The organism is Brachybacterium phenoliresistens, assembly GCF_039530785.1.
GTDB lineage: Bacteria > Actinomycetota > Actinomycetes > Actinomycetales > Dermabacteraceae > Brachybacterium > Brachybacterium phenoliresistens.
The window spans coordinates 91,211-110,806 of sequence record NZ_BAAAOW010000001.1 but is presented as its reverse complement, the minus strand read 5'-3'; the positions used below and the strand labels follow the sequence as shown (position 1 = coordinate 110,806).

19 protein-coding genes are annotated in these 19,596 nt (G+C 73.9%); 8 read left to right on the top strand and 11 right to left on the bottom strand.

What is annotated here, in order from left to right; genetic code table 11:
• Nucleotides 1-60 precede the first annotated feature (60 nt).
• Nucleotides 61-732 carry a potassium channel family protein gene (locus tag ABD234_RS00510; protein ID WP_038370322.1) on the top strand — a complete coding sequence of 224 codons (672 nt, stop codon included), beginning with the start codon at nt 61-63 and terminating at the stop codon, nt 730-732.
• On the top strand, nt 729-1,517 hold the full coding sequence (locus ABD234_RS00505) for a potassium channel family protein (RefSeq protein ID WP_084148188.1): 789 nt from the start codon (nt 729-731) through the stop codon (nt 1,515-1,517). The genes ABD234_RS00510 and ABD234_RS00505 overlap by 4 nt, the downstream gene beginning before the upstream one ends.
• An 83-nt stretch (nt 1,518-1,600) precedes the next feature.
• Here the strand turns inward: ABD234_RS00505 and ABD234_RS00500 are convergent, their stop codons facing one another.
• The 4 genes from ABD234_RS00500 to dut are packed head-to-tail and all read right to left on the bottom strand — an operon-like array spanning nt 1,601 to nt 4,148.
• Nucleotides 1,601-2,473, bottom strand: coding sequence for a DUF3159 domain-containing protein (locus ABD234_RS00500; RefSeq protein WP_084148189.1), 873 nt, complete (start codon nt 2,471-2,473; stop codon nt 1,601-1,603).
• A complete protein-coding gene (locus tag ABD234_RS00495; protein WP_344353320.1) occupies nt 2,470-2,940 on the bottom strand; it encodes an OB-fold nucleic acid binding domain-containing protein in 471 nt (156 codons plus the stop codon). Before ABD234_RS00495 ends, ABD234_RS00500 begins: the two co-directional genes overlap by 4 nt.
• Nucleotides 2,937-3,674 (bottom strand): DUF3710 domain-containing protein, encoded by a 738-nt coding sequence (locus ABD234_RS00490; RefSeq protein WP_038370323.1) that lies wholly within the window; start codon nt 3,672-3,674, stop codon nt 2,937-2,939. Before ABD234_RS00490 ends, ABD234_RS00495 begins: the two co-directional genes overlap by 4 nt.
• 3 nt (nt 3,675-3,677) lie before the next feature.
• Nucleotides 3,678-4,148: a dUTP diphosphatase gene (gene dut / locus ABD234_RS00485; protein ID WP_038370324.1), complete on the bottom strand. Its 471-nt coding sequence runs from the start codon at nt 4,146-4,148 to the stop codon at nt 3,678-3,680.
• Between the two features lie 106 nt (nt 4,149-4,254).
• On the opposite strand from dut, the gene ABD234_RS00480 reads away from it, so the two are divergent.
• On the top strand, nt 4,255-4,737 hold the full coding sequence (locus ABD234_RS00480; RefSeq protein ID WP_038370325.1) for a DUF3093 domain-containing protein: 483 nt from the start codon (nt 4,255-4,257) through the stop codon (nt 4,735-4,737).
• 28 nt (nt 4,738-4,765) lie between these two features.
• On the opposite strand, the gene ABD234_RS00475 is transcribed toward ABD234_RS00480, so the two are convergent.
• Nucleotides 4,766-5,068 carry a DUF4193 domain-containing protein gene (locus tag ABD234_RS00475; protein ID WP_038370326.1) on the bottom strand — a complete coding sequence of 101 codons (303 nt, stop codon included), beginning with the start codon at nt 5,066-5,068 and terminating at the stop codon, nt 4,766-4,768.
• Nucleotides 5,069-5,300: 232 nt separating this feature from the next.
• On the opposite strand from ABD234_RS00475, the gene sepH reads away from it, so the two are divergent.
• A complete protein-coding gene (sepH, locus tag ABD234_RS00470) occupies nt 5,301-6,650 on the top strand; it encodes a septation protein SepH (protein WP_038370327.1) in 1,350 nt (449 codons plus the stop codon).
• Nucleotides 6,651-6,820: 170 nt separating this feature from the next.
• Here sepH and ABD234_RS00465 read toward each other — a convergent pair whose 3' ends face one another.
• Genes ABD234_RS00465 through ABD234_RS00455 form a run of 3 tightly spaced genes read right to left on the bottom strand, consistent with a single transcriptional unit; the run spans nt 6,821 to nt 11,248 of the window.
• The gene (locus tag ABD234_RS00465) at nt 6,821-7,960 is read right to left on the bottom strand and encodes an alkaline phosphatase family protein (RefSeq protein ID WP_038370328.1); all 1,140 of its coding nucleotides are present in this window, start codon (nt 7,958-7,960) and stop codon (nt 6,821-6,823) included.
• On the bottom strand, nt 7,944-8,519 hold the full coding sequence (locus ABD234_RS00460) for a DUF5998 family protein (RefSeq protein ID WP_038370329.1): 576 nt from the start codon (nt 8,517-8,519) through the stop codon (nt 7,944-7,946). The genes ABD234_RS00465 and ABD234_RS00460 overlap by 17 nt, the downstream gene beginning before the upstream one ends.
• A complete protein-coding gene (locus ABD234_RS00455) occupies nt 8,516-11,248 on the bottom strand; it encodes a GNAT family N-acetyltransferase (protein ID WP_038370330.1) in 2,733 nt (910 codons plus the stop codon). Before ABD234_RS00455 ends, ABD234_RS00460 begins: the two co-directional genes overlap by 4 nt.
• Before the next feature lie 94 nt (nt 11,249-11,342).
• Here ABD234_RS00455 and ABD234_RS00450 point away from each other — a divergent pair, with 94 nt between their 5' ends.
• Both ABD234_RS00450 and ABD234_RS00445 read left to right on the top strand, forming a co-directional pair.
• Nucleotides 11,343-13,793 carry a DNA gyrase/topoisomerase IV subunit A gene (locus ABD234_RS00450; protein WP_038370331.1) on the top strand — a complete coding sequence of 817 codons (2,451 nt, stop codon included), beginning with the start codon at nt 11,343-11,345 and terminating at the stop codon, nt 13,791-13,793.
• A gap of 58 nt (nt 13,794-13,851) precedes the next feature.
• On the top strand, nt 13,852-14,760 hold the full coding sequence (locus ABD234_RS00445) for a D-hexose-6-phosphate mutarotase (protein ID WP_038370332.1): 909 nt from the start codon (nt 13,852-13,854) through the stop codon (nt 14,758-14,760).
• Between the two features lie 18 nt (nt 14,761-14,778).
• On the opposite strand, the gene ABD234_RS00440 is transcribed toward ABD234_RS00445, so the two are convergent.
• From ABD234_RS00440 to ABD234_RS00430, 3 genes are all read right to left on the bottom strand, one after another.
• Nucleotides 14,779-15,720: a metallophosphoesterase gene (locus tag ABD234_RS00440; RefSeq protein ID WP_051486427.1), complete on the bottom strand. Its 942-nt coding sequence runs from the start codon at nt 15,718-15,720 to the stop codon at nt 14,779-14,781.
• Complete coding sequence (hisF, locus tag ABD234_RS00435) at nt 15,717-16,502, bottom strand: imidazole glycerol phosphate synthase subunit HisF (RefSeq protein ID WP_038370333.1); 786 nt, start codon at nt 16,500-16,502, stop codon at nt 15,717-15,719. Before hisF ends, ABD234_RS00440 begins: the two co-directional genes overlap by 4 nt.
• A gap of 81 nt (nt 16,503-16,583) precedes the next feature.
• Nucleotides 16,584-18,689, bottom strand: coding sequence for a DNA gyrase/topoisomerase IV subunit B (locus tag ABD234_RS00430; protein ID WP_038370334.1), 2,106 nt, complete (start codon nt 18,687-18,689; stop codon nt 16,584-16,586).
• Nucleotides 18,690-18,841: 152 nt separating this feature from the next.
• Between ABD234_RS00430 and ABD234_RS00425 the strand changes: the two genes are divergently transcribed.
• Both ABD234_RS00425 and ABD234_RS00420 read left to right on the top strand, forming a co-directional pair.
• A complete protein-coding gene (locus ABD234_RS00425; protein WP_038370335.1) occupies nt 18,842-19,060 on the top strand; it encodes a DUF7455 domain-containing protein in 219 nt (72 codons plus the stop codon).
• On the top strand, nt 19,057-19,431 hold the full coding sequence (locus tag ABD234_RS00420) for a CPBP family intramembrane glutamic endopeptidase (protein WP_344354254.1): 375 nt from the start codon (nt 19,057-19,059) through the stop codon (nt 19,429-19,431). Before ABD234_RS00425 ends, ABD234_RS00420 begins: the two co-directional genes overlap by 4 nt.
• Nucleotides 19,432-19,596 lie beyond the last annotated feature (165 nt).

Genomic DNA, 19,596 nt, shown 5'->3' with positions numbered 1-19,596 from the left:
ACCGGCACGTCAGGGCCGGTCCGCTCGCGCTCGCGGGCGGCCACAGGCGAGGAGGAACGGGTGCACTTCGTCATCATGGGCTGCGGACGCGTGGGCGCGATGCTGGCCCATCGCACCGTCGCCGACGGCCACACCGCGGCCGTCATCGACCAGAACCCGATCGCCTTCCAGCGGCTGTCCGAGGATCTGCCGGCGGCCCGGATCACCGGGCCCGGCTTCGACCGCGCCGTGCTCGAGCAGGCGGGGATCCGCGAGGCCGCAGGCTTCGCCGCCGTCTCCAGCGGCGACAACTCCAACATCATCGCGGCGCGCGTGGTGCGCGAGGAGTACGGGCTGCGCAGCGTGGTCGCGCGCATCTACGACCCGCGGCGCGCCGAGGTGTACGAGCGGCTGGGCATCGCCACGGTCGCCACCGTCCGATGGACCACCGCGCAGGTGCTGCACCGTCTCATCCCCGCCTCCCCCAGCCACGAGTACCAGGACGTCTCCGGCGCGCTGACGATGCTCTCCATCGTCCCGCACTCCAGCTGGATGGGCCTGAGCGTGCCCGGCATCGAGCGCCGCACCGGCAGCCGGGCGGTCTACGTCACCCGCCTGGGCGAGGGGATCCTCCCGCGCGAGGACCTGCGCCTGCAGGACGGGGACCGGCTGCACCTGATGGCCCCGACCGGGAAGCTGGCCGACGTCGAGTCGGTGCTCGCCCATCCGCTCGCCGAGGAGGACCAGGCATGAGGATCGCCATCGTCGGCGCGGGCAGCGTGGGGCGCTCCATCGCCCGCGAGCTGCTGGACAAGGGCCATGCGATCACCCTGGTGGACCGCACCGTCACCCCCGAGCGGCGCTCCGCGATCCCGGAGGCGCTGTGGGTCCAGGGCGATGCCGCGGAGCTGGGCATCCTCACCCGCGCCGAGGTCGGGGAGGCCGATGTCATGGTCGCGGCCACCGGAGACGACAAGGTGAACCTCGTCGTCTCCCTGCTGGCGAAGACTGAGTTCGGGGTGCCGCGCACCGTGGCCCGGGTCTCGCACCCGGACAACGAATGGATGTTCGGCCCGATGTGGGGCGTGGACGTGGCCGTGTCCACCCCGCGGATGATGACGGCGCTGGTCGAGGAGGCCGTCAGCGTCGGCCGCGTGGTGAAGATCTTCAACTTCGCCGGCTCCCGCGCGAAGATGGTCGAGATCACCCTGCCGCGCCGCAGCCCGGTGCTGGGTCGCACGGTCGGGTCGATGCGCTGGCCGGGGTCGTGCGTGCTGGTGGGGATCATCCGGGACGGGCGGCCGATCGCCCCGACCGCCCATGACGCCTTCGACGCCCTCGACGAGCTGCTGTTCATCGCCCAGGACTCCGAGCTGGTGGCCCTGCAGTCGCTGCTGGCGCCGCGCGGCTCCGACGGGGAGCCGGGCGGGGAGACCGAGCTGCCGCAGCTCCCGGAGGAGACGGCGACCGGCGGCATCCGGCTGCGCGAGCGCGAGGCCTCGAAGGCCGAGGAGCCCGAGCATCCCTTCGACGCCTGAGGCCGGCCCCGCCCGCTGAGCTCGGCCACGGCTGCTGAGCTCGGCCACAGCCGCAGAGCTCCGCCCCGGCCCGGCCGGGGCCGTCAGGCGCTCGGGGAGGGCCCGGGAGGCGCGGCGCCCGGCTCCTGCGACCGCAGGGCGCGCGCCTCGCGGCGCACCAGCAGCGCCCGGTGCATGAGCCACACGATCCAGGCGGCGAGGGCGAACAGGGGCAGGCCCATCACGAGCTTGGCGACACCGAGCGCCGCCACCGCCCCCGCGAGGTAGAGCGGAAGCTGGACCAGCAGCTTCGCCGCGTAGAGGCCGATGAAGACCGCGGTCGCCCGGGTGTACACGCGCCGCGCGTCGGGGTCCTCGGCCCAGTCCGCGACGCGCCCGTCCAGCAGGGAGATCACCAGGCCCAGCAGCGGGCGGCGCGCGAGCAGCGAGATCAGCAGGATCACCAGCGTGACCGCGTTGATGACGAGCCCGGGGGCGAAGAGGTCGGACCCCTCCCCCGTCCGGATCGCCCAGACCGCGCCGATCACCACGCCGAACAGCCCGCCCAGCACGCTGGACAGGCTCTGGCGCGCGACCAGCCGCGCGAGCAGGGCGATGACGACCACGGCCACCGCGGCGATGGCGGAGACCTTCACGTCCCGCGTGATCACGTACAGCACGAGGAACAGCAGGGTGGGCAGCACCGACTCGAGGATCCCGCGGGGGCCTCCCATGGCGTCGCGCACCGAGAACTGCTCCTCCTGCAGCACCGCGGCCAGTCCGCGGCGCGGGGCGCCGTCGGGTCCGGTCGCGGCATCGGCCGGGGCCGCCCCGGTCGCTGCGGAGGCCGCCGGTCCGGCTGCGGACGCCGCCGGTGCCGCGGCCGGTCCGGCTGCGGGCGCCGCGTCCGGCTGCGCCGCGGGAGGTGTTCTCGGGCTCCCGCCCTGCTCGGCGCGGGGGTCCTCGGGGCTGCTCATGCGTCCTCCTGATCCGCGTCGGTCGCGTCGGGGTCCTCCCCGGCGCGACCCAGGATCTCGTAGCGCGGGTTGTACATGACCCGGTGGTGGCCGCGGTTGGCGGCGAAGCCCTTGACGATCAGCTTGGTGCCGGGGCCGATCCCCGAGATGCGGTCGCGGCCCAGCCAGATGAGGGTGATGGTGCCGGTCCCGTCGAACAGATCGGCCTCCACGGCCGGGGCGGCCGTGCGCGGCTGGATCACCTGCGAGCTGATGTACCCCACCAGCTGCACCTTCATCCGATCGCCGATGTCGGCGACCGAGTCGAAGCCCGCCGAGCGCGCGGCGCGCTGCGCGGCCTCGGCGTCGATCACCTCGCTGTCGGCGAAGCGATGGCGCAGGCGCGCGAGCACCCCCCGGGCGGCGCGCGGGGACGGCACGGGGCGGCGCGACCCCGCCTCGGGCGAGCGCTCGGGCATCGGGGTCATCCGATCTCGGTGATCTCGGGGCCGCGGGCGAGCGGGTCGAGGGGGTCGCCCGGGCGGTGCGGGACGCCGCTGCGCTGGCCGGGAAGGGCCAGCGGGATCAGCTCCTGCGGGGCCATGGCCTCGCTGCCGCGCACGACGACCACCCGCGAGAGCAGCCTCTCGAAGCGGCGCGCCTGCTCCGGGTCCGACAGGGCCGGTCCCGAGAGGATCGCGCGCACGAACCAGCGCGGACCGTCCACGCCGATGAACCGGGTGGGGCGGTAGCCGGTGCGGCCGTCGGCCCGCTTCAGCGGGAGACGGGCGATGAGCTCGGTGCCGAAGGGGCCCTGCCGCGTCTCGGCCGTCCCGCCCTGGGAGGTGACGGAGTCGCGCAGGGACACGCGGACCTCGTCCCACAGACCGCGGCTCTTGGGAGCCGCGAAGGCCTGCAGCTGGAGGGAGGAACCGTCCAGCACGAGGTTCGCGCCGGTCACGGCGCGGGAGCGCTGGTCCATCTCCATGCGCAGCTCGAGCCCCTTGAGCAGCGGGATCTGCAGTCCGCCCAGGTCGATGCGCTCCTCCTGGGGGGCATCGGCCTCGTCGTAGGGGCCGGGAGAGAGATGCGAGGGGCGGCCCGTGCCGGAGCCGGCGGCGGGGGTCTCCTCCTCCGCGGTCTCGGCGGCGTCCTCGGGCGATTCCTTCGTCACGGCCTCATCGGCCGGTGCGGAGGCCTTCTTGCGGGAGAACAGTCCCACGGCTCATTCCTTCCCGTCGGGCCGGGCGGCGCCGAAGCCGCCGCTGGACCCGAACCCGCTGCTGGAGCGTTCGGTCTCGTCGAGGGATTCCACCACGTGCAGCTCCGGCGCGGCGTGGGCGATCACCACGAGCTGGGCGATGCGGTCGCCGGGCTCGATCGCGAAGTCCGCGACGGCGTCGGTGTTGTGCAGGGCGACCCGGATCTCCCCCCGGTACCCGGCGTCCACGATGCCGGGCCCGTTCAGGACCGTGATGCCGTGCTTCACGGCGAGGCCGGACCGGGGGCAGACGAGCCCGACGGTGCCCTCGGGCAGGGCCACGGAGACGCCGGTGCCCACGAGCGCGCGGCCTCCGGCGGGGATGGTCAGGCTCTCGTTGCTCACGAGGTCGTAGCCGGCGTCGTGGTCGTGCGCGCGGTGCGGGAGAGCCGCGCCGGGGGCGAGGCGGACGGGCAGGGTGGCGGTGGACTCCATGGGCACACAGCCTAGTCATCCCGGCTGGATGCGCGGCGTGCGTCGACGGTGTCGCGGGCCACGCCCCTGGGAGGGGCCGGAAGGCCCTGCGTGAGAGCATGAGGCCATGACCGATGCCGCCGCGCGCCCTGCTGATCCCCTGTCCGTCCTGCACCGGGAGCGGCTGCTCCCGTCGGTCGGGACGTGGGTGGTGCTGGCGCTGCTGGGAGCCGTGCTCGGCGTGGTCCTGGTGCCGCTGTCGACGACCCTCGCGCTGGTGGTCGGCCTGGTGGGGATCGCGGCGATGTGCGCCCTGGGGGCGCTGATGAGCCCGGTCGTGGAGGTCTCCGGCGGTCGGCTGATCGCCGGCCGCGCGCAGATCGAAGTGGAGCTGCTCGAGGAGCCCGAGCTGCTGGCCGGGGAGGACTGGACCCGGGTCATGGGCACCGGGTTCGAGCCGCTGGCCCACCACTGCACCCGCGGCTGGATCCGCTCGGGCGTGCGCGTCCCCCTGAACGACGACGACGACCCGACACCGGCGTGGGTGGTGTCGAGCCGTCGTCCCCAGGACCTGGTCCTGGCGCTGCAGGTCGCGCGCGCTGCCGTCTGAGCCGGGCGGTGCCCCGCCCGGCCTCGGATCAGGCAGCCGCGCACTCCTTGCAGAAGATGAGGTTGCCCTCGGCGTGGTCGATCTGGCTGCGGTGCTTCACCAGGAAGCAGCTCGCGCAGGTGAACTCGTCCGCCTGCCGGGGCAGCACCCGCACGGAGAGCTCCTCGTTGGAGAGGTCGGCGCCGGGGAGCTCGTAGCCGTCGGCCGCCTCGGCCTCGTCCTCGTCCACAGCTGCGGTGGACGCCTCGTTGCGGCGTCCCTTCAGCTCCTCGATCGAGTCCTCGCTGGAGTCGTCCTCCTGCTTGCGGGGTGCGTCGTAATCAGTCGCCATGTGCGGTCCGTTCGTCGTGTGTCGTGCTGCGGTCCTCTGACCTGTGGCTAGCGCGCCCGAGCCTGATCCCGCGGAAGGAAACGCGCGGATCGATGAGCCAGGGCGGCGAGAGTATCGCAGAGTCCCCTGGATAACTCAAGGCGGATCGCGGATGTTCCCGCGTTCGGGATTCCTCGGGACGCGCAACTATGATCGACGCACGGTCCGACCACACCCGACGGAGAGGACGACGATGCGAGAGCTCGAGCTCGACGGTATCCACGACGACGACGAGCACGTCATCCTGGTCGATTCCGACGGCGGTCGGTACACCCTGCAGATCGACGAGGCCCTGCGCGCGGCGGTCCGGCGCGACCGGCCCGCGCTCGGGGCGATCCGCGCCACCGCGGCGACGCCGCTGCGTCCCCGCGACATCCAGGCCATGCTGCGCCAGGGACGCACCGCCGAGGAGATCGCCGAGATCGCGAAGGTCTCCCTCGAGCACGTGCGCCGCTACGAGGGCCCCGTGCTGGCCGAGCGCGAGTACACCGCCCAGCGCTGCCGCGCCTTCCCGGTGGGACGCGGCGACGGCCCCTCCCTCGGCGAGATCGTGGCCGAGCGGCTCGCGGCCCGGCGCGCCGGGGAGGACGTGCGCTGGGACGCCTGGCGCCGCGCCGACGGCACCTGGGATCTCGAGCTGGCCTTCACCGCGGGCGGCCGCGAGCGCTCCGCCCACTGGGTCGCCGATCTCGACCGTCGCAGCATCGTCGCGGAGGACGACGAGGCCCGCTGGCTCGTCGACGAGGACCCGGCGGCTCCCGAGCCGGGCGCGGGCCGTGCCCGGCTGACCGCCATCAAGCGCTCCGTCTACGACATCGAGGCGGACGGCTCCTTCGAGGAGACCGCCGCCCGGACCCGCCCGCGGCCCCTGGCCTGGCGCCCGCGCCCCGAGCCGTCCGTCGAGGCCGAGCCTGCCGCCGGCCGCACGGAGGACCCCTCCCGGGAGCGGAGCCGCAGCGAGGCGCGCCGGGACCACCCGGCGTCGATCGATGCCGACGAGCTCGACGCCCTCAACGCCCGGCGCGGACTGCGCTCGGTCCCCTCGCCCGCGGCGGTCCCGGTGCCGGACGGCGACGAGGAGCCGGTGTGGGAGAGCCTGGACGAGCCCGCGGCCCCTGCGGACGCGCCGAACCCGGCTGCGGGCTCCGCCCCGGCCGCCGAGGACGCCACCTCCCCGGACCCGGCCGATGAGGAGGCGCTGGCCGAGCACGCCCGCGAGCTCGCGGGCGCATCCCAGCCCGTCGACGACCTCGAGAGCCTGCAGGAGCCCTCCGGCGAGGATTCCGAGGAGCCCGTCGCCGACGGGGAGCCCGACGAGGCGTCCGCCGCGGACGACGCTCCGGCGGCGGAGCGCGCCGACCCCGCCCCCGGGGAGAACGACACGGTCGAGCTCACCCCGCTGCCGGGCTTCGCCGAGGAGTCCTCCGGCCCTGCGGAGCCGGAGGAGGCGCCGGTGCGCAAGCCCGCCCGCAAGAAGTCCGGATCCAAGCGCTCCAGCATCCCCAGCTGGGACGAGATCGTCTTCGGCTCGAAGCACGACTGACGGCTCGGCGCCGCCGGGCCGCCGGAGGCGCCGCGGGGCCGTCCAGGGCAGGGCCGGCGGACGGCGCCGCGGGGCCGACCGAGGCATGGCCGGCGGACGGCGCTGCGGTGCCGACCAGGGCAGGGCCGACGGACGGCCGCCGCCGGACAGGCTGACCGACGCAGGGCCGGTCAGACCTCGACGCTGAGCAGCGGGACGAGGCTCTCGCGGGCCGTGAGGGACCCGTGCACGCCGATCTCGGGGTGCCGCGGCGCGGGCCTGCCCGGATCGACCAGGGTCGTGCGCCCGCGTGCCAGCACAAGCACGTCCCCCATGCGTCCGCGCGCATGGGGCGCCGGCTCCTCCCCCGGCGGACCGAGGACCCCGGCGGCGATCACCTCCGCGCGCGAGAGCACGAGGGCCCTCTCCCCGAGACCCTCCCGCAGCAGCTCCGCGAGCTGCGCGGCGCCGTCCTCGCCGCCCCGGGCACCGATCCACATCGCCCGGGACTCCCCCGCGATCACCGCGACCAGGTCGCGCACCCCGGGCAGCGCCGTCGGGTCCAGGCGGAGCCGGGGATCCACGTCGACCATCCCGTGATCCGCGGTCAGGTGGATCCGGGTGCGCGGCGGAAGGCGGCGCAGCAGCGTCGCGAGCAGCGCGTCGACCTCGGAGACGGCCTCGCGCCACGGATCGGAGTCCACGCCGTACCGGTGCCCGGCATGGTCCACGTCGTCGACGTGGAGGTGGACCACGCCGCCCTTCCCCGCCCGCTGCAGGGCGGTGCGCACCGCGTCGACCCGCTCGTCGGGGCGGCGATGGGGCACGAAGTCCCAGCCCCGGAAGGCGACCGCGCTGAGGTGGCTGCCGGAGTGCTTGAGCGGGCCCACATGGACGGCGCGCCGGGTGCTGGACTCCCCCAGGGTCGCCTGCGGCATCCAGCGCACGGGATCCACGTGCGGGGCGTCCCCGGTGAGCTGGTTGACCGCCACCCCGCGCTCGGGATCGATGGTGGTGTACCCCAGGACCCCGTGGCGGATCGGCGGCAGGCCCGTGAGCAGGGACGTCATGGCGGTGGCGGTGGTCGCCGGGGTGACGGTGCGCAGGGTGCGGGTCTGCCCGGCGAGGCGGCGCAGGGTGGGGGCGAGGGAGAGGTGCTCGTCCAGCAGCTCCCGCCCCAGCCCGTCGGCCAGCACCACGAGGTCCCGGCCCCCCGGGCCTGCGGCGCCGGCGGGCAGGAGGTCCGCGACCACGCCCAGGATCCCCGGTGCCGCGCCCCCGGCGAACGGCGGGGCGAGCAGGTCGCCGCCGAGCTCAGGCCTCGAGCTCATCGACCGCGTCCATGAGGCGCTCGTGGAAGGCGATCGCCGCGGCCACCGCGAGGGGGCCGTCGGCGAGGGCGCTGATGCGCAGGGCGAGATCCGACGGGGCCAGCGTGCCCGTGTAGCCATGGTCAGCCTGGCAGTTGGGGTCCTCGCACCAGGCCCGCTCGAGGTCGATCCGGCGGCTGCCGCCCCAGGAGATGCCGAGGGTGACCTCGGACTCCTCGACGCCGCTGCCCTCGTCATCGGCCGCGAAGACCTGGGTGAGGCCCGTGGTGCCAATCCGGTCCAGGCGCACCTTCTCGGTGGTGGCGACGACCTGGGGCGGGTTCAGCTCATCGGCCGACTCGTCGTCGATGTGGGAGATCACCAGGTGGCGCTCGGTGAGGGCGAGGACGGTCAGATGGCGGCGCACCTCGGAGCCGTCGAAGGTGGTCTCGGGCCGCACCAGGTGCGCACGCACCGGGGCGCCGCGCAGGGCCCGCGCCACACAGGCCGCGGCGGTCTGCGGGAAGTAGCCGGAGGCCTCCAGCTCGGAGGCGAGGTCCGCGGGCAGCGCTGAGGTCATTCCCCCAGTCTCCCACGCAGCGGGTCGGATCCGGGACCGCTGAGGATGCGCCGGGTGCCGTCGGTGCGGTTGGGCGCATGGGCGACCTCCGCGCTCGCGCCGACCACCTTCACGCCGTCGAGCCCGACCACCACCGGATACAGCTCGAGCCGGCGCAGCTCGGGCAGGTCCTCGGCGATCACCCCCACCCGCGCGAGCAGGTCGGCGAGCGCCGCCCGGTCCACGTGCGGCATCCCGCGGTCCCCGCGCAGCTTGGCGGCCGTCGCGGGCGAGGACATGAGCCGTTCGACGACCTGCGGGCCCAGCGGCGGGATCGCATAGGCGATGTCGTCCAGCAGGTCCGTGGCGTCGCCGGCGACGGAGAAGGAGACCACCGGCCCCAGCGCCGGGTCCTCCGTGGAGCGGATGACCACGGGCACGCCGGGCGGGGCCATGCGCTGCAGCTCCAGAGGGGCGTCGGAGTACGAGAGCTCGGCGCGCATGCGGGTGAAGGCGTGGGCGAGCTGGGCGGGGTCGGCGATGTCCAGGCGCACGCCGCCGAGGTCGGTGCGGTGGCGGAGCACCGGGTCGGTGCTCTTGAGGGCGAGCGGGTAGCCGATCCGCCCGGCGGCCTGGAGGGCCTGGTCGACGTCGTGCACCTCGGCGGTGGGTAGGGCGCCGATGCCGTAGGCGGCCAGCAGGTCCCGCACTTGCTGCCCGGACAGCGCGCGCGGCGCGCCGGGCCGCTCGGGCAGCAGCTCGCGCACCATCGTGCGGGCGGCCTCGACGTCGATGTCCGCGGGACGCTCGGGCGGGGCGTCGTCCACCGCGCTGCGGCGCGCCGCGGCGAGCAGGCCCGCGGCGGCGCGCATCGCGGCGGCGGGGCTGGTGTGCACGGGCGGAAGGGTGCCGTCGGCCCGCACCGCCTCCTCGACCGCCAGCCAGCGGTCGCGGTCGGTGACCAGGCAGACGACCAGGGCGACCTCGCTCCCGCGGGCGACGGTCGCCATCGCCCGCAGCATGCTCACGAGATCCCCGGTGAGGGGGTCCAGCACCGCCGCGACCACGAGGTCCACGCCGCCCAGGCCCGCCATCGAGGTGAAGGCACGCTGGACCAGCCGGGGGTCCTCCGCGAGGGGGACGGAGCGGTTGTCGGCGCTGACCCGGATGCGGTGGCGGTCCGCCGCGCCGCGCAGGGCCTCGCCGAGGGCGGCGGTGTTGGAGAGCAGCCCCACCCGCGCGCCCAGCGGCACGCCCTGCCGCTCGAGCGCGTCGACAAGGTCCATGAGGTGGTCGACGTTGTCGGCCCGCACCACGCCGGCGGCGCTGAGCACCTGGTCCAGCGCGCGGCGCGGCAGGACGGAGGCGCGGACGTCATGTCCGGGCGGGGCCTGGGAGCCCACGCCGGGGGGACGCAGGACCACGACGGGACGGGTGCGGGTCAGGCGCCGGGCGATGCGGGTGAACTTGCGGGGATTTCCCATGGACTCCAGCGCCAGGCCGATGACGCCGACGTCCTCGGACTCGTCCCAGTGCTGGAGGCAGTCGTTGAGGGAGACGTCCGCGCGGTTGCCGGCGGCGACGAACTCGTGCACGCCGGTGCCGCGGCGGTCGGTGGCGGCCAGCAGCATGGCCGCCAGGGCGCTGGACTGGGCGGCGAGCGCCGCCCGCCCGGCCCGCGGCAGCCGCGGGGACAGCGAGGCGTTGATGGGGTGCTCGCCGGTGCGCAGGTAGCCCAGGGCACCGGGGCCCAGCAGCCGCATGCCGTGGCGGCGCACCCGGGCGACGAGCCGGCGCTGGAGGTCCGCGCGCGTGACGGCGGAGTCGGAGAACCCCTCGGTGGGGATGACCACGCAGCGCACCCCGATCCGGGCGCAGTCGTCGACGGCCTCGAGGCAGGCCTCGGGGCGCAGGGCGATGACGGCGACGTCGATGGGGCCGGGGACGTCGGCGATGCGGGCGCGGGTGGGATGCCCGGCGATCTCGAAGTCCTCGCGGGCGACGACGTGGACGACGCCGTCGTAGCCCGAGCGGTCCAGGGCGTCGAGGATGCGCCGCCCGGCGCTGTCGGCGCGCGAGGAGATCCCGACCACGAGCACGGAGGAGGGGTGGAGCATGCGCTCCATGGCGCGGGCCTCGACGCGGCGCTCCCGCTCGGCCATCACGGCCAGGGATCGCGCGGTGGGGTCGATGCGGAAGACGACCTGGACGACGCCGTCGTCGAAGGTGCGGCGCACGTCGAAGCCGGCGTCGGTGAACACGCCGATCATCTTCTGGTTCTGCGGGAGGACCTCGGCGGTGAAGGTGTCGATGCCGTGCTCGCGGGCGGCGGCGGCCAGATGCTCCAGGAGGATCGAGGCCAGCCCCTGCCCCTGCTGGGAGTCGGCGACGTTGAAGGCGACCTCGGCCTCGCGGCCGCCGATGCGGTCGTAGCGGCCCACGGCGATGATGTCGTCCTCGTGCAGGACCACGAACGCGACCCGGTCGTGGTGGTCCACGCGGGTGAAGCGGTCCAGGTCCCGCGGGGAGAGCCGGGGCATGGCGGCGAAGAACCGCAGGTACCGCGACTGCTCGGACTGGGCCTGGTGGAAGCGCTGGAGGGCGTCCGCGTCGGTGGGCAGGATCGGCCTCAGGTGCGCGGCCGTGCCGTCGCGCAGGGCGATGTCCGCCTCCCAGTGGGCAGGGTAGTGCGCAGGGTCCGGAGCGCCCGTGCTCCGACGCCCGGTGCCTGCGTCGCGCCGTGGTGCCATGGGGCGAGCCTAGCGGGTCGCCCCGGGGCGGGATGATCCGATTCACGGCGTCACCTGCCGCGATCCGGCGCGGCGGTGAGGCAGGATAGCGGCTATGGCCACTTCGCGCAGAACCCCGGCTCCGGCGGACGAGAACTCCGACGGGACGATCGTCGATGTCGACGTCACCAGCGAGATGGAGAGCTCGTTCCTCGAGTACGCCTACTCGGTGATCTATTCGCGGGCCCTGCCCGATGCGCGCGACGGCCTCAAGCCGGTGCAGCGCCGGATCCTCTACATGATGGACGACATGGGCCTGCGGCCCGACCGCGGGCACGTCAAGAGCCAGCGCGTGGTCGGCGAGGTGATGGGCAAGCTGCACCCCCATGGCGACACCGCGATCTACGACGCCCTGGTGCGCATGGCGCAGGACTTCTCCATGCGCCTGCCGCTGGTGGACGGGCACGGCAACTTCGGCTCCCTCGACAACGGGCCGGCGGCGCCGCGCTACACGGAGGCGCGCCCGGCCCGCGCGGCCACGCTCATGACGGACTCGCTGGACGAGGACGTCGTGGAGATGATCCCGAACTACGACAACCAGCTCACCCAGCCCGAGGTGCTGCCCGCCCAGTTCCCGAACCTGCTGGTCAACGGGGCCTCCGGCATCGCGGTGGGCATGGCCACGAACATGCCCCCGCACAACCTCGTCGAGGTGATCGCGGCGGCCCGCCACCTGATCGCCCACCCGGACGCCTCCCTCGAGGACCTCATGCGCCTGGTGCCCGGACCGGACCTGCCCTCCGGCGGCCGGATCGTGGGCCTCGAGGGGATCCGCGACGCGTACCGGACGGGGCGCGGATCCTTCAAGGTCCGTGCCACCACCCGCATCGAGAACGTCACCAGCCGCAAGAAGGGCATCGTCGTCACCGAGCTGCCCTACCAGGTGGGCCCGGAGAAGGTCGCCGAGAAGCTGCGCGATGCGGTGCAGTCCAAGAAGGTCCAGGGCATCAGCGACTACCAGGACCTCACCGACCGGCACCACGGCCTGCGCCTCGTGCTCACCGTGAAGTCGGGCTTCAACCCCGAGGCCGTGCTCGAGCAGCTGTACCGGTACACGCCGATGGAGGACTCCTTCGGCATCAACAACGTGGCGCTGGTCGAGGGACAGCCCCGCACCCTCGGGCTGAAGTCGCTGCTCGAGGTGTTCGTCGATCACCGCCTGGTGGTGGTGCGGCGCCGCACGGAGCATCGTCTGCGCCGCCGGCAGGACCGCCTCCACCTGGTCGAGGGCCTGCTCATCGCGATCCTCGACATCGACGAGGTCATCCAGATCATCCGCGCGGCGGACGACGGCGAGCGGGCCCGCACCGCCCTCATGTCCGCCTTCGACCTCTCGCAGGCGCAGGCCGAGTACATCCTCGAGCTGCGGCTGCGGCGCCTGACGAAGTTCTCCCGTCTCGAGCTCGAGAGCGAGCGGGACTCCCTGCGGGCCGAGATCGAGGAGCTCGAACGGATCCTCGGCTCGGAGCAGGTGCTGCGCGATCTGGTCTCCGCCGAGCTCGCGGCCGTCGCCGCCGAGCACGGCACGCCGCGGCGCACCGTGCTGCTGGAGGCCGGCGCCCAGCCCGCGCCGCAGAGCTCCTCGCTCGAGGTGGCCGATGAGCCGTGCCGCGTGCTGCTCAGCGGCTCGGGCCTGGTGGCCCGCACCGCCGGGGACGCGGAGATCCCCCGGGAGGGCGGCCGTTCCGCGCACGACGTCCTGGTCTCCCAGGTGCTGACCACGACCCGCTCGCAGGTGGGCGCGGTGACCGACCGCGGCCGCCTGCTGCACCTCGGGGTGGTGGACCTCCCCTCCCTCGCCCCCACGGCGGCAGCGCCCTCCCTCGCCGGCGGCACGCGGCTGTCGGACCTGCTCGCCCTGGACAAGGACGAGAAGGTCATCGCCCTGGTGCGGGCGAGCGAGGAGGACCGCGCCCGCGGCGGCTGCCTGGCCCTGGGCACCCGCGACGGCGTGGTCAAGCGGGTCTCCCTGGACTTCCCGCGCTCGGACGGCTTCGAGATCATCGGCCTGAAGGGCGATGACCGGGTCGTCGGCGTGGTCGACATCGAGGACGACACCGATCTGGACCTGGTGATGGTCAGCTCCGATGCGCAGCTGCTGCACTTCCCCGCCTCCGGGGTGCGTCCGCAGGGCCGCAGCGCGGGCGGCGTGGCCGGCATCAAGCTCTCCGCCGGCGCCACGGTCGTGGCGTTCACGGCCGTCGACGTCACCCGCCCGGCCGAGGTCGTCACCATCGCCGGCACCTCGCAGGCGCTGCCGGGGACGCAGACCGGCTCGCTGAAGGTCTCGGACCTGACCGAGTTCCCCGCCAAGGGGCGTGCCACCGGCGGCGTGCGCTGCCACCGCTTCCTGCGCGGCGAGGACGTGCTGATCGGCGCCTGGGTGGTGCCCTCCCCCGCCCGGGCATGCTCCGAGTCGGGACAGCCGATCGACCTCCCGGAGCCCGTGGGGCGCCGCGACGGGTCCGGCACCCCGGTGGCGGTTCCCGTGGCCGCCGTCGGCTGACCGCCCTGATCGGCGCGGACCGGCCGCGGCGATCGCGCCGGAGTGGGACCATAGGGGCATGGACGAGAACACGACGACCGAACTGCCCCGCGGCGTCCGGCTCGAGGACGTGCACGGCACGCCTGCGGTGCTGGTGGAGATCGCCGCCTGCACCGCCGTCATCCATCGGGACGGCGCCCACCTGACCAGCTGGGTCCCCGATGGCGAGGACGACGTGCTGTGGACCAGCCCCGACGCGGTGTACGCGGAGGGCGAGCCGATCCGCGGCGGGATCCCCCTGATCGGCCCGTGGTTCGGGCCGGGCCGCGACGGCCGCTCCGCGCCGGCCCACGGCTGGCTGCGGCGCCGACGCTGGGATCTCGTCTCCGCCGAGCGCTTCCACGGCTGGGCCGACGAGGACGCCGATGTGGTCCACTCCGACTCGGTCGCCATCACGCTGGGCCTGGTCGACGACGACCCGGCCGGCGACGGGATCAGCGCCCAGGTCCACTTCGCGATCGCGGTGGACCACCTGCAGGTGCGCCTGGACATCACCGCCGGCAGCGCGCCGCTGGAGCTCGAGGCGGCGCTGCACACGTACCTCTCGGTCGGGGACGTGCGCGCCACCCGCCTGCACGGTCTGGCCGGCGCCCGCTATCTCGACAACCTCCAGGACCTGCGCGAGCTCACCCAGGACGGCGAACCGCAGCTGACCGGCCCCGTGGACCGGGTCTACGACGTCGACGGCCCCGTGACCGTGCACGACGAGGTCCTCGAGCGCGACATCGTGATCACCCCCAAGTGCTCCACCCGCACAGTGCTGTGGAACCCGTGGAGCGACGGAGCGGCGCACCTGTCGGACATGCCGCTGGACGCCTGGCAGCAGTTCCTCTGCGTGGAGACCGCGGTCGCCAAGGACGGCGCCGTGCACCTCGAGCCGGGCCAGACCCATCACCTGCAGGCACGCTACGAGGTCTCCTCCCGCTGAGCGCCGGGGCCCCGCCGCTCAGCGTTCGAGGGTGAGCACCACCAGCTCCGGCGGGTCGTTGACACGGATCGGCGCGACCGAGTTGCCCAGGCCGCGGCTGACCACCAGGGCCGTCCCCTCGCGCCGGTGGACGCCCTCCGTGTACCGCGGCAGGAGCCCCTGGTCCGGGGCGATCAGCCCGCCGATCAGCGGCAGCCTCACCTGGCCCCCGTGGGCGTGGCCGGCCAGCACCACGTCCATGCCGGCCGCCGCGTACTCGTCGATCATCTCGGGCCGGTGGGAGAGGAGCACCGTGAACGGTGCTCCTCCTGTCCCGGCCGCGGCGTCGAGGTCCTCGCGCAGCGCCTGGAGGCGACGCTGGGTGCGCTGCTGCTCGGTCCCCTCCGGGCGCTGCTCCCCGGGGGCCAGGACGCGCGGGTCGTCGATCCCGGCGATCGCCAGGCGTGCCCCCTCGCGCTGCAGCACGACCGCGTCGCCGCGCAGCACCACCGCCCCGCGCGCCTCGAGACCGTGCAGGAGCTCCGGCGTGGCCGGGAACTTCTCCTCATGGTTGCCGGTCACGTAGTAGACCGGGGCGATCCGGGTGAGGTCCTCGACGAGGTCGAGGGCCACCTCCGGGCCGGCACTGGTGCGGTCGACGACGTCGCCGGTCACGGCGATCGCGTCGGGACGGGCCTGCCGGACCGCCTCGACCAGCCGGGCGTTGTCCTCCCCGAAGCTGCGGGAGTGCAGGTCCGAGACCTGGACGATCCGGAAGCCGGAGAACTCCTCCGGCAGCGTCGCCGCGGCGACGGTGACCTGCGTGGTCACCAGGCGATGGTTGTCCCACACCAGCCAGCCGCCCACCAGGGCCGCCAGCAGCGCCCCGACGACGCTCGAGCGCAGCAGGGCCCGGCCGAGGCGCCCGCGCGGGCGCCGGGGCCCGATCTGCGGGGCGGCGGTGCTCAGCGGAGCGGTCACCGCACGGGGATGCCCGCAGCGGACAGGGAGTCCTTGGCGTCGCCGATCGTCATCTGGCCGAAGTGGAAGACGCTCGCGGCGAGGACGGCATCGGCCCCCGCCTCCACCGCGGGCGGGAAGTGCGCGGCGGTGCCCGCTCCTCCCGAGGCGATCAGCGGCAGCGTCGTCGCGGCCCGCGCACCGCGGATCAGCTCCAGGTCGAAGCCATCCTCGGTGCCGTCGGCGTCCATGGAGTTCAGCAGGATCTCCCCGGCCCCGAGCCGGGTGACCTCCGCGATCCACTCGAGCGCATCGATGCCGGTGCCGCGGCGGCCGCCGTGGGTGGTGACCTCGAAGCCGCTGCCGGTGCGGGCCGGTCCGTCGGGGGTGTCCTCGGTGACGCGGCGCGCGTCGATCGAGAGCACCAGCACCTGGTTCCCGAAGCGCTCGGCGATCTCGGTGATGACCTCGGGGCGGGCGATCGCGGCGGTGTTCACCCCGCACTTGTCCGCGCCGGCCCGCAGCAGCTGGTCGACGTCCGCCGGGGTGCGCACCCCGCCGCCGACGGTCAGCGGGATGAAGATCTGCTCGGCGGTGCGGGAGACGACGTCGAGCATGGTCGCGCGGCCTCCGCTGGAGGCGGTGACGTCCAGGAAGGTCAGCTCATCGGCTCCCATGGCCTCGTAGCGGCCCGCCAGCTCGACCGGGTCCCCGGCGTCGCGCAGGTTGCGGAAGTTGACGCCCTTGACGACGCGGCCGTCGTCGACGTCCAGACACGGGATCACTCGCACGGCAAGGCTCATCGCTCCTCCTGGGGCATCGCGGGGATCGGGGCTGCGCCCGGGGTCGGTGTCGCCGGCGCCGAGGTCGCCGCGGCAGCGGGCTCAGGCATCGATGCGCTCGCGGTCCAGCTCCTCGGCGCCCTCGATGATGAACTGCTTGCGCGGGGCCACCTCGGATCCCATGAGCAGCTCGAACATCGTCGCGGCGGCCTCGGCGTCCTCGATCCGCACCCGGCGCAGAGTCCGGTGCGCCGGGTCCATGGTGGTGTCCGCGAGCTGGTCCGCGTCCATCTCCCCCAGGCCCTTGTAGCGCTGGATCGGCTCCTTGTACCGCTTGCCGCGCTTCTCGAGGTTCTTCAGCAGCGCGTTGAGCTCCGTCTCGGTGTAGGTGTACACGAGCTCGTTCTTCTTCGATCCGCCGTGGATGATCTCCACGCGGTGCAGCGGCGGGACCGCGGCGTACACGCGGCCGGCCTCGACCAGGGGCCGCATGTACCGGTGGAACAGGGTCAGCAGCAGGGTGCGGATGTGCGCGCCGTCGACGTCCGCGTCGGTCATCATCACGATCTTGCCGTAGCGGGCGGCCTCGAGGTCGAAGGTGCGTCCCGACCCGGCGCCGATCACCTGGATGATCGCCGCGCACTCGGTGTTCTTGAGCATGTCCGTGATGGACGCCTTCTGCACGTTGAGGATCTTGCCGCGGATCGGCAAGAGCGCCTGATGCTCGGAGTTGCGGGCGTTCTTCGCGGTGCCCAGCGCGCTGTCGCCCTCGACGATGAACAGCTCGCTGCGCTCGACGTCGGTGGAGCGGCAGTCGGCGAGCTTGGTGGGCATGGTCGAGGACTCCAGGGCGTTCTTGCGCCGCGAGACCTCCTTGTGCATGCGCGCGGCGATGCGGGCGCGCATCTCCGAGACCACCTTGTCCACCACCAGGGCGGCCTGCTCCTTCTCCCCCTTCTTCGAGGAGGTGAGGAACTCGGTCAGGCGCTCCTCGACGACCCGGGCGACGATCGCGCGGATCGCCGGGGTCCCCAGGATCTCCTTGGTCTGGCCCTCGAACTGCGGCTCGTCGATCCGGACGGTGATCACGGCGGTGAGCCCCGCGAGGGTGTCGTCCTTCTCGATCTTCTCGTTCTTCGCGTTGAACTTCACCCGGCGCGCCTGGTTCTCGATCTGCTTGCGCAGCGTCTTGACCAGGGCCTGCTCGAAGCCGGCGACGTGCGTGCCGCCCTTGGGGGTGGCCACGATGTTCACGTACGAGCGCAGCGTCGTCTCGTAGTCCGCGCCCCAGCGCAGGGCGATGTCGACCTCGCACTGCCGCTCCACGTCCGTGGAGACCATGTGCCCCTGCGCGTCCAGCACCGGGATCGTCTCGGTGTAGTCGCCCGTGCCGGTCAGGCGGATCACGTCGGTGATCCGCTCGTCCTGGGCGAGGTACTCGACGTACTCCGCGATGCCGCCCTCGTAGCGGTAGGTGCGGTTCTCCGGCTGCTCCGGCGTGCGCTCGGGGCGCTGGTCGGAGACGGTCACCTCGAGGCCGGGCACGAGGAAGGCCGTCTGGCGGGCACGGCGGGAGAGCTCCTCGATGGAGAAGTGGCTGCCCTTGACGAAGATCTGCGGATCCGCCCAGTAGCGCACCCGGGTGCCGGTCACGCCGCGCTTGGCCTTGCCGACGATCCGCAGCTCGGCGGGGCCGTCCGCTGGGGTGAACGGGGCGTCCGGTCCGGCGGCGACGGAGTCGTCGAAGACGCCGGGCACGCCCCGCTGGAAGGACATGGCGTAGGTCTTGCCGGAGCGGTCGACCTCGACGTCCAGCCGCGCGGACAGGGCGTTGACGACCGAGGCGCCCACCCCGTGCAGGCCGCCGGAGGCGGCGTACGAGCCGCCGCCGAACTTCCCGCCCGCGTGGAGCTTGGTGTAGACCACCTCGACGCCGGTCAGCCCCGTGCGGGGCTCCACGTCCACCGGGACGCCGCGCCCGCGGTCGTGGACCTCGACGGAGCCGTCGTCGTGGAGGATCACGCGGATCGCCTGGCCGAAGCCGCCGAGCGCCTCGTCCACGGCGTTGTCGAGGATCTCCCAGAGGCAGTGCATGAGGCCGCGGGAGTCGGTCGAGCCGATGTACATGCCCGGGCGCTTGCGCACCGCCTCGAGGCCCTCGAGCACCTGCAGGTGCTGGGCGTCATACGCAGAGATGGAAGGAGTCACCTGGCCGATTCTACGGCGCGCCGGCCCCCGAACCCGGGAACGACCTGCCTCGGCGTGACGCGGGCTACCTCCGCGGTGTCCGGTTTGCGCGGTGAGCGAACCGGGGCCCCGCATCCGTGTGCGCGGCCGCGCGGGGTGCTTGAATGTGGGGCATGAACATGACCCTCGAAGCTCCGCGACTGACCGCCGACGACCGCTGCGACCGCTGCGGCGCCCAGGCGTACGTCAAGGTCGTCCTCACCGCCGGGGGCGAGCTGATGTTCTGCGGGCACCATGCGCGTGCGCATGCCGATGCCCTGCAGCCCCTCGCCTCCGAGGTCATCGACGAGACCGAGCGCCTGCACGCCAAGCCTGAGCCCGTCGAGGACTGATCGTCCTCCCCCGCAGGGCCCCGCACCGTCCCGGTGCGGGGCCCTCGTGCGATCGGCGCCCTCCCCTGGGGCTGCTCGTCGCAGGAGTCCTCACGGCAGCCGTCACGGAGGAGGTCATCTTCCGCGCGGTGCCGATGGAGCTGCTGCTGCGCCGCCGGTTCCCGTCCTGGGCGGCCGTGCTGGTCCCCCTGATCGCGTTCACCCTCGCCCACGCCGGGTCGTGGAGCCCGGCGCACGTGGTCGGGGTCGTGATGCCGCTCGGGTTGCTGCTGGGGCTGGTGTACCTGCGCTGGCGCAGCCTGGGCATGTGCATGGTGGTGCACCTGCTCGTCGACGCCCCGCTCGTCCTCGTCGCGATCGCGGCCGGCTGATCGAGGGCGGACCGCCGGTGCGGCTCCCGCCCCGACCCCGTGCGCGTCCCGCCCCGACCCCGGGGCCTTCCGGCCCCGATCCCGAGGCCCTTCCGTGCGCCGACGGGTGCCGCCCGGGCTCCCGATGCCAGCAGGCCGGGCCCCCGAAGGGTGCCCGGCCTGCTG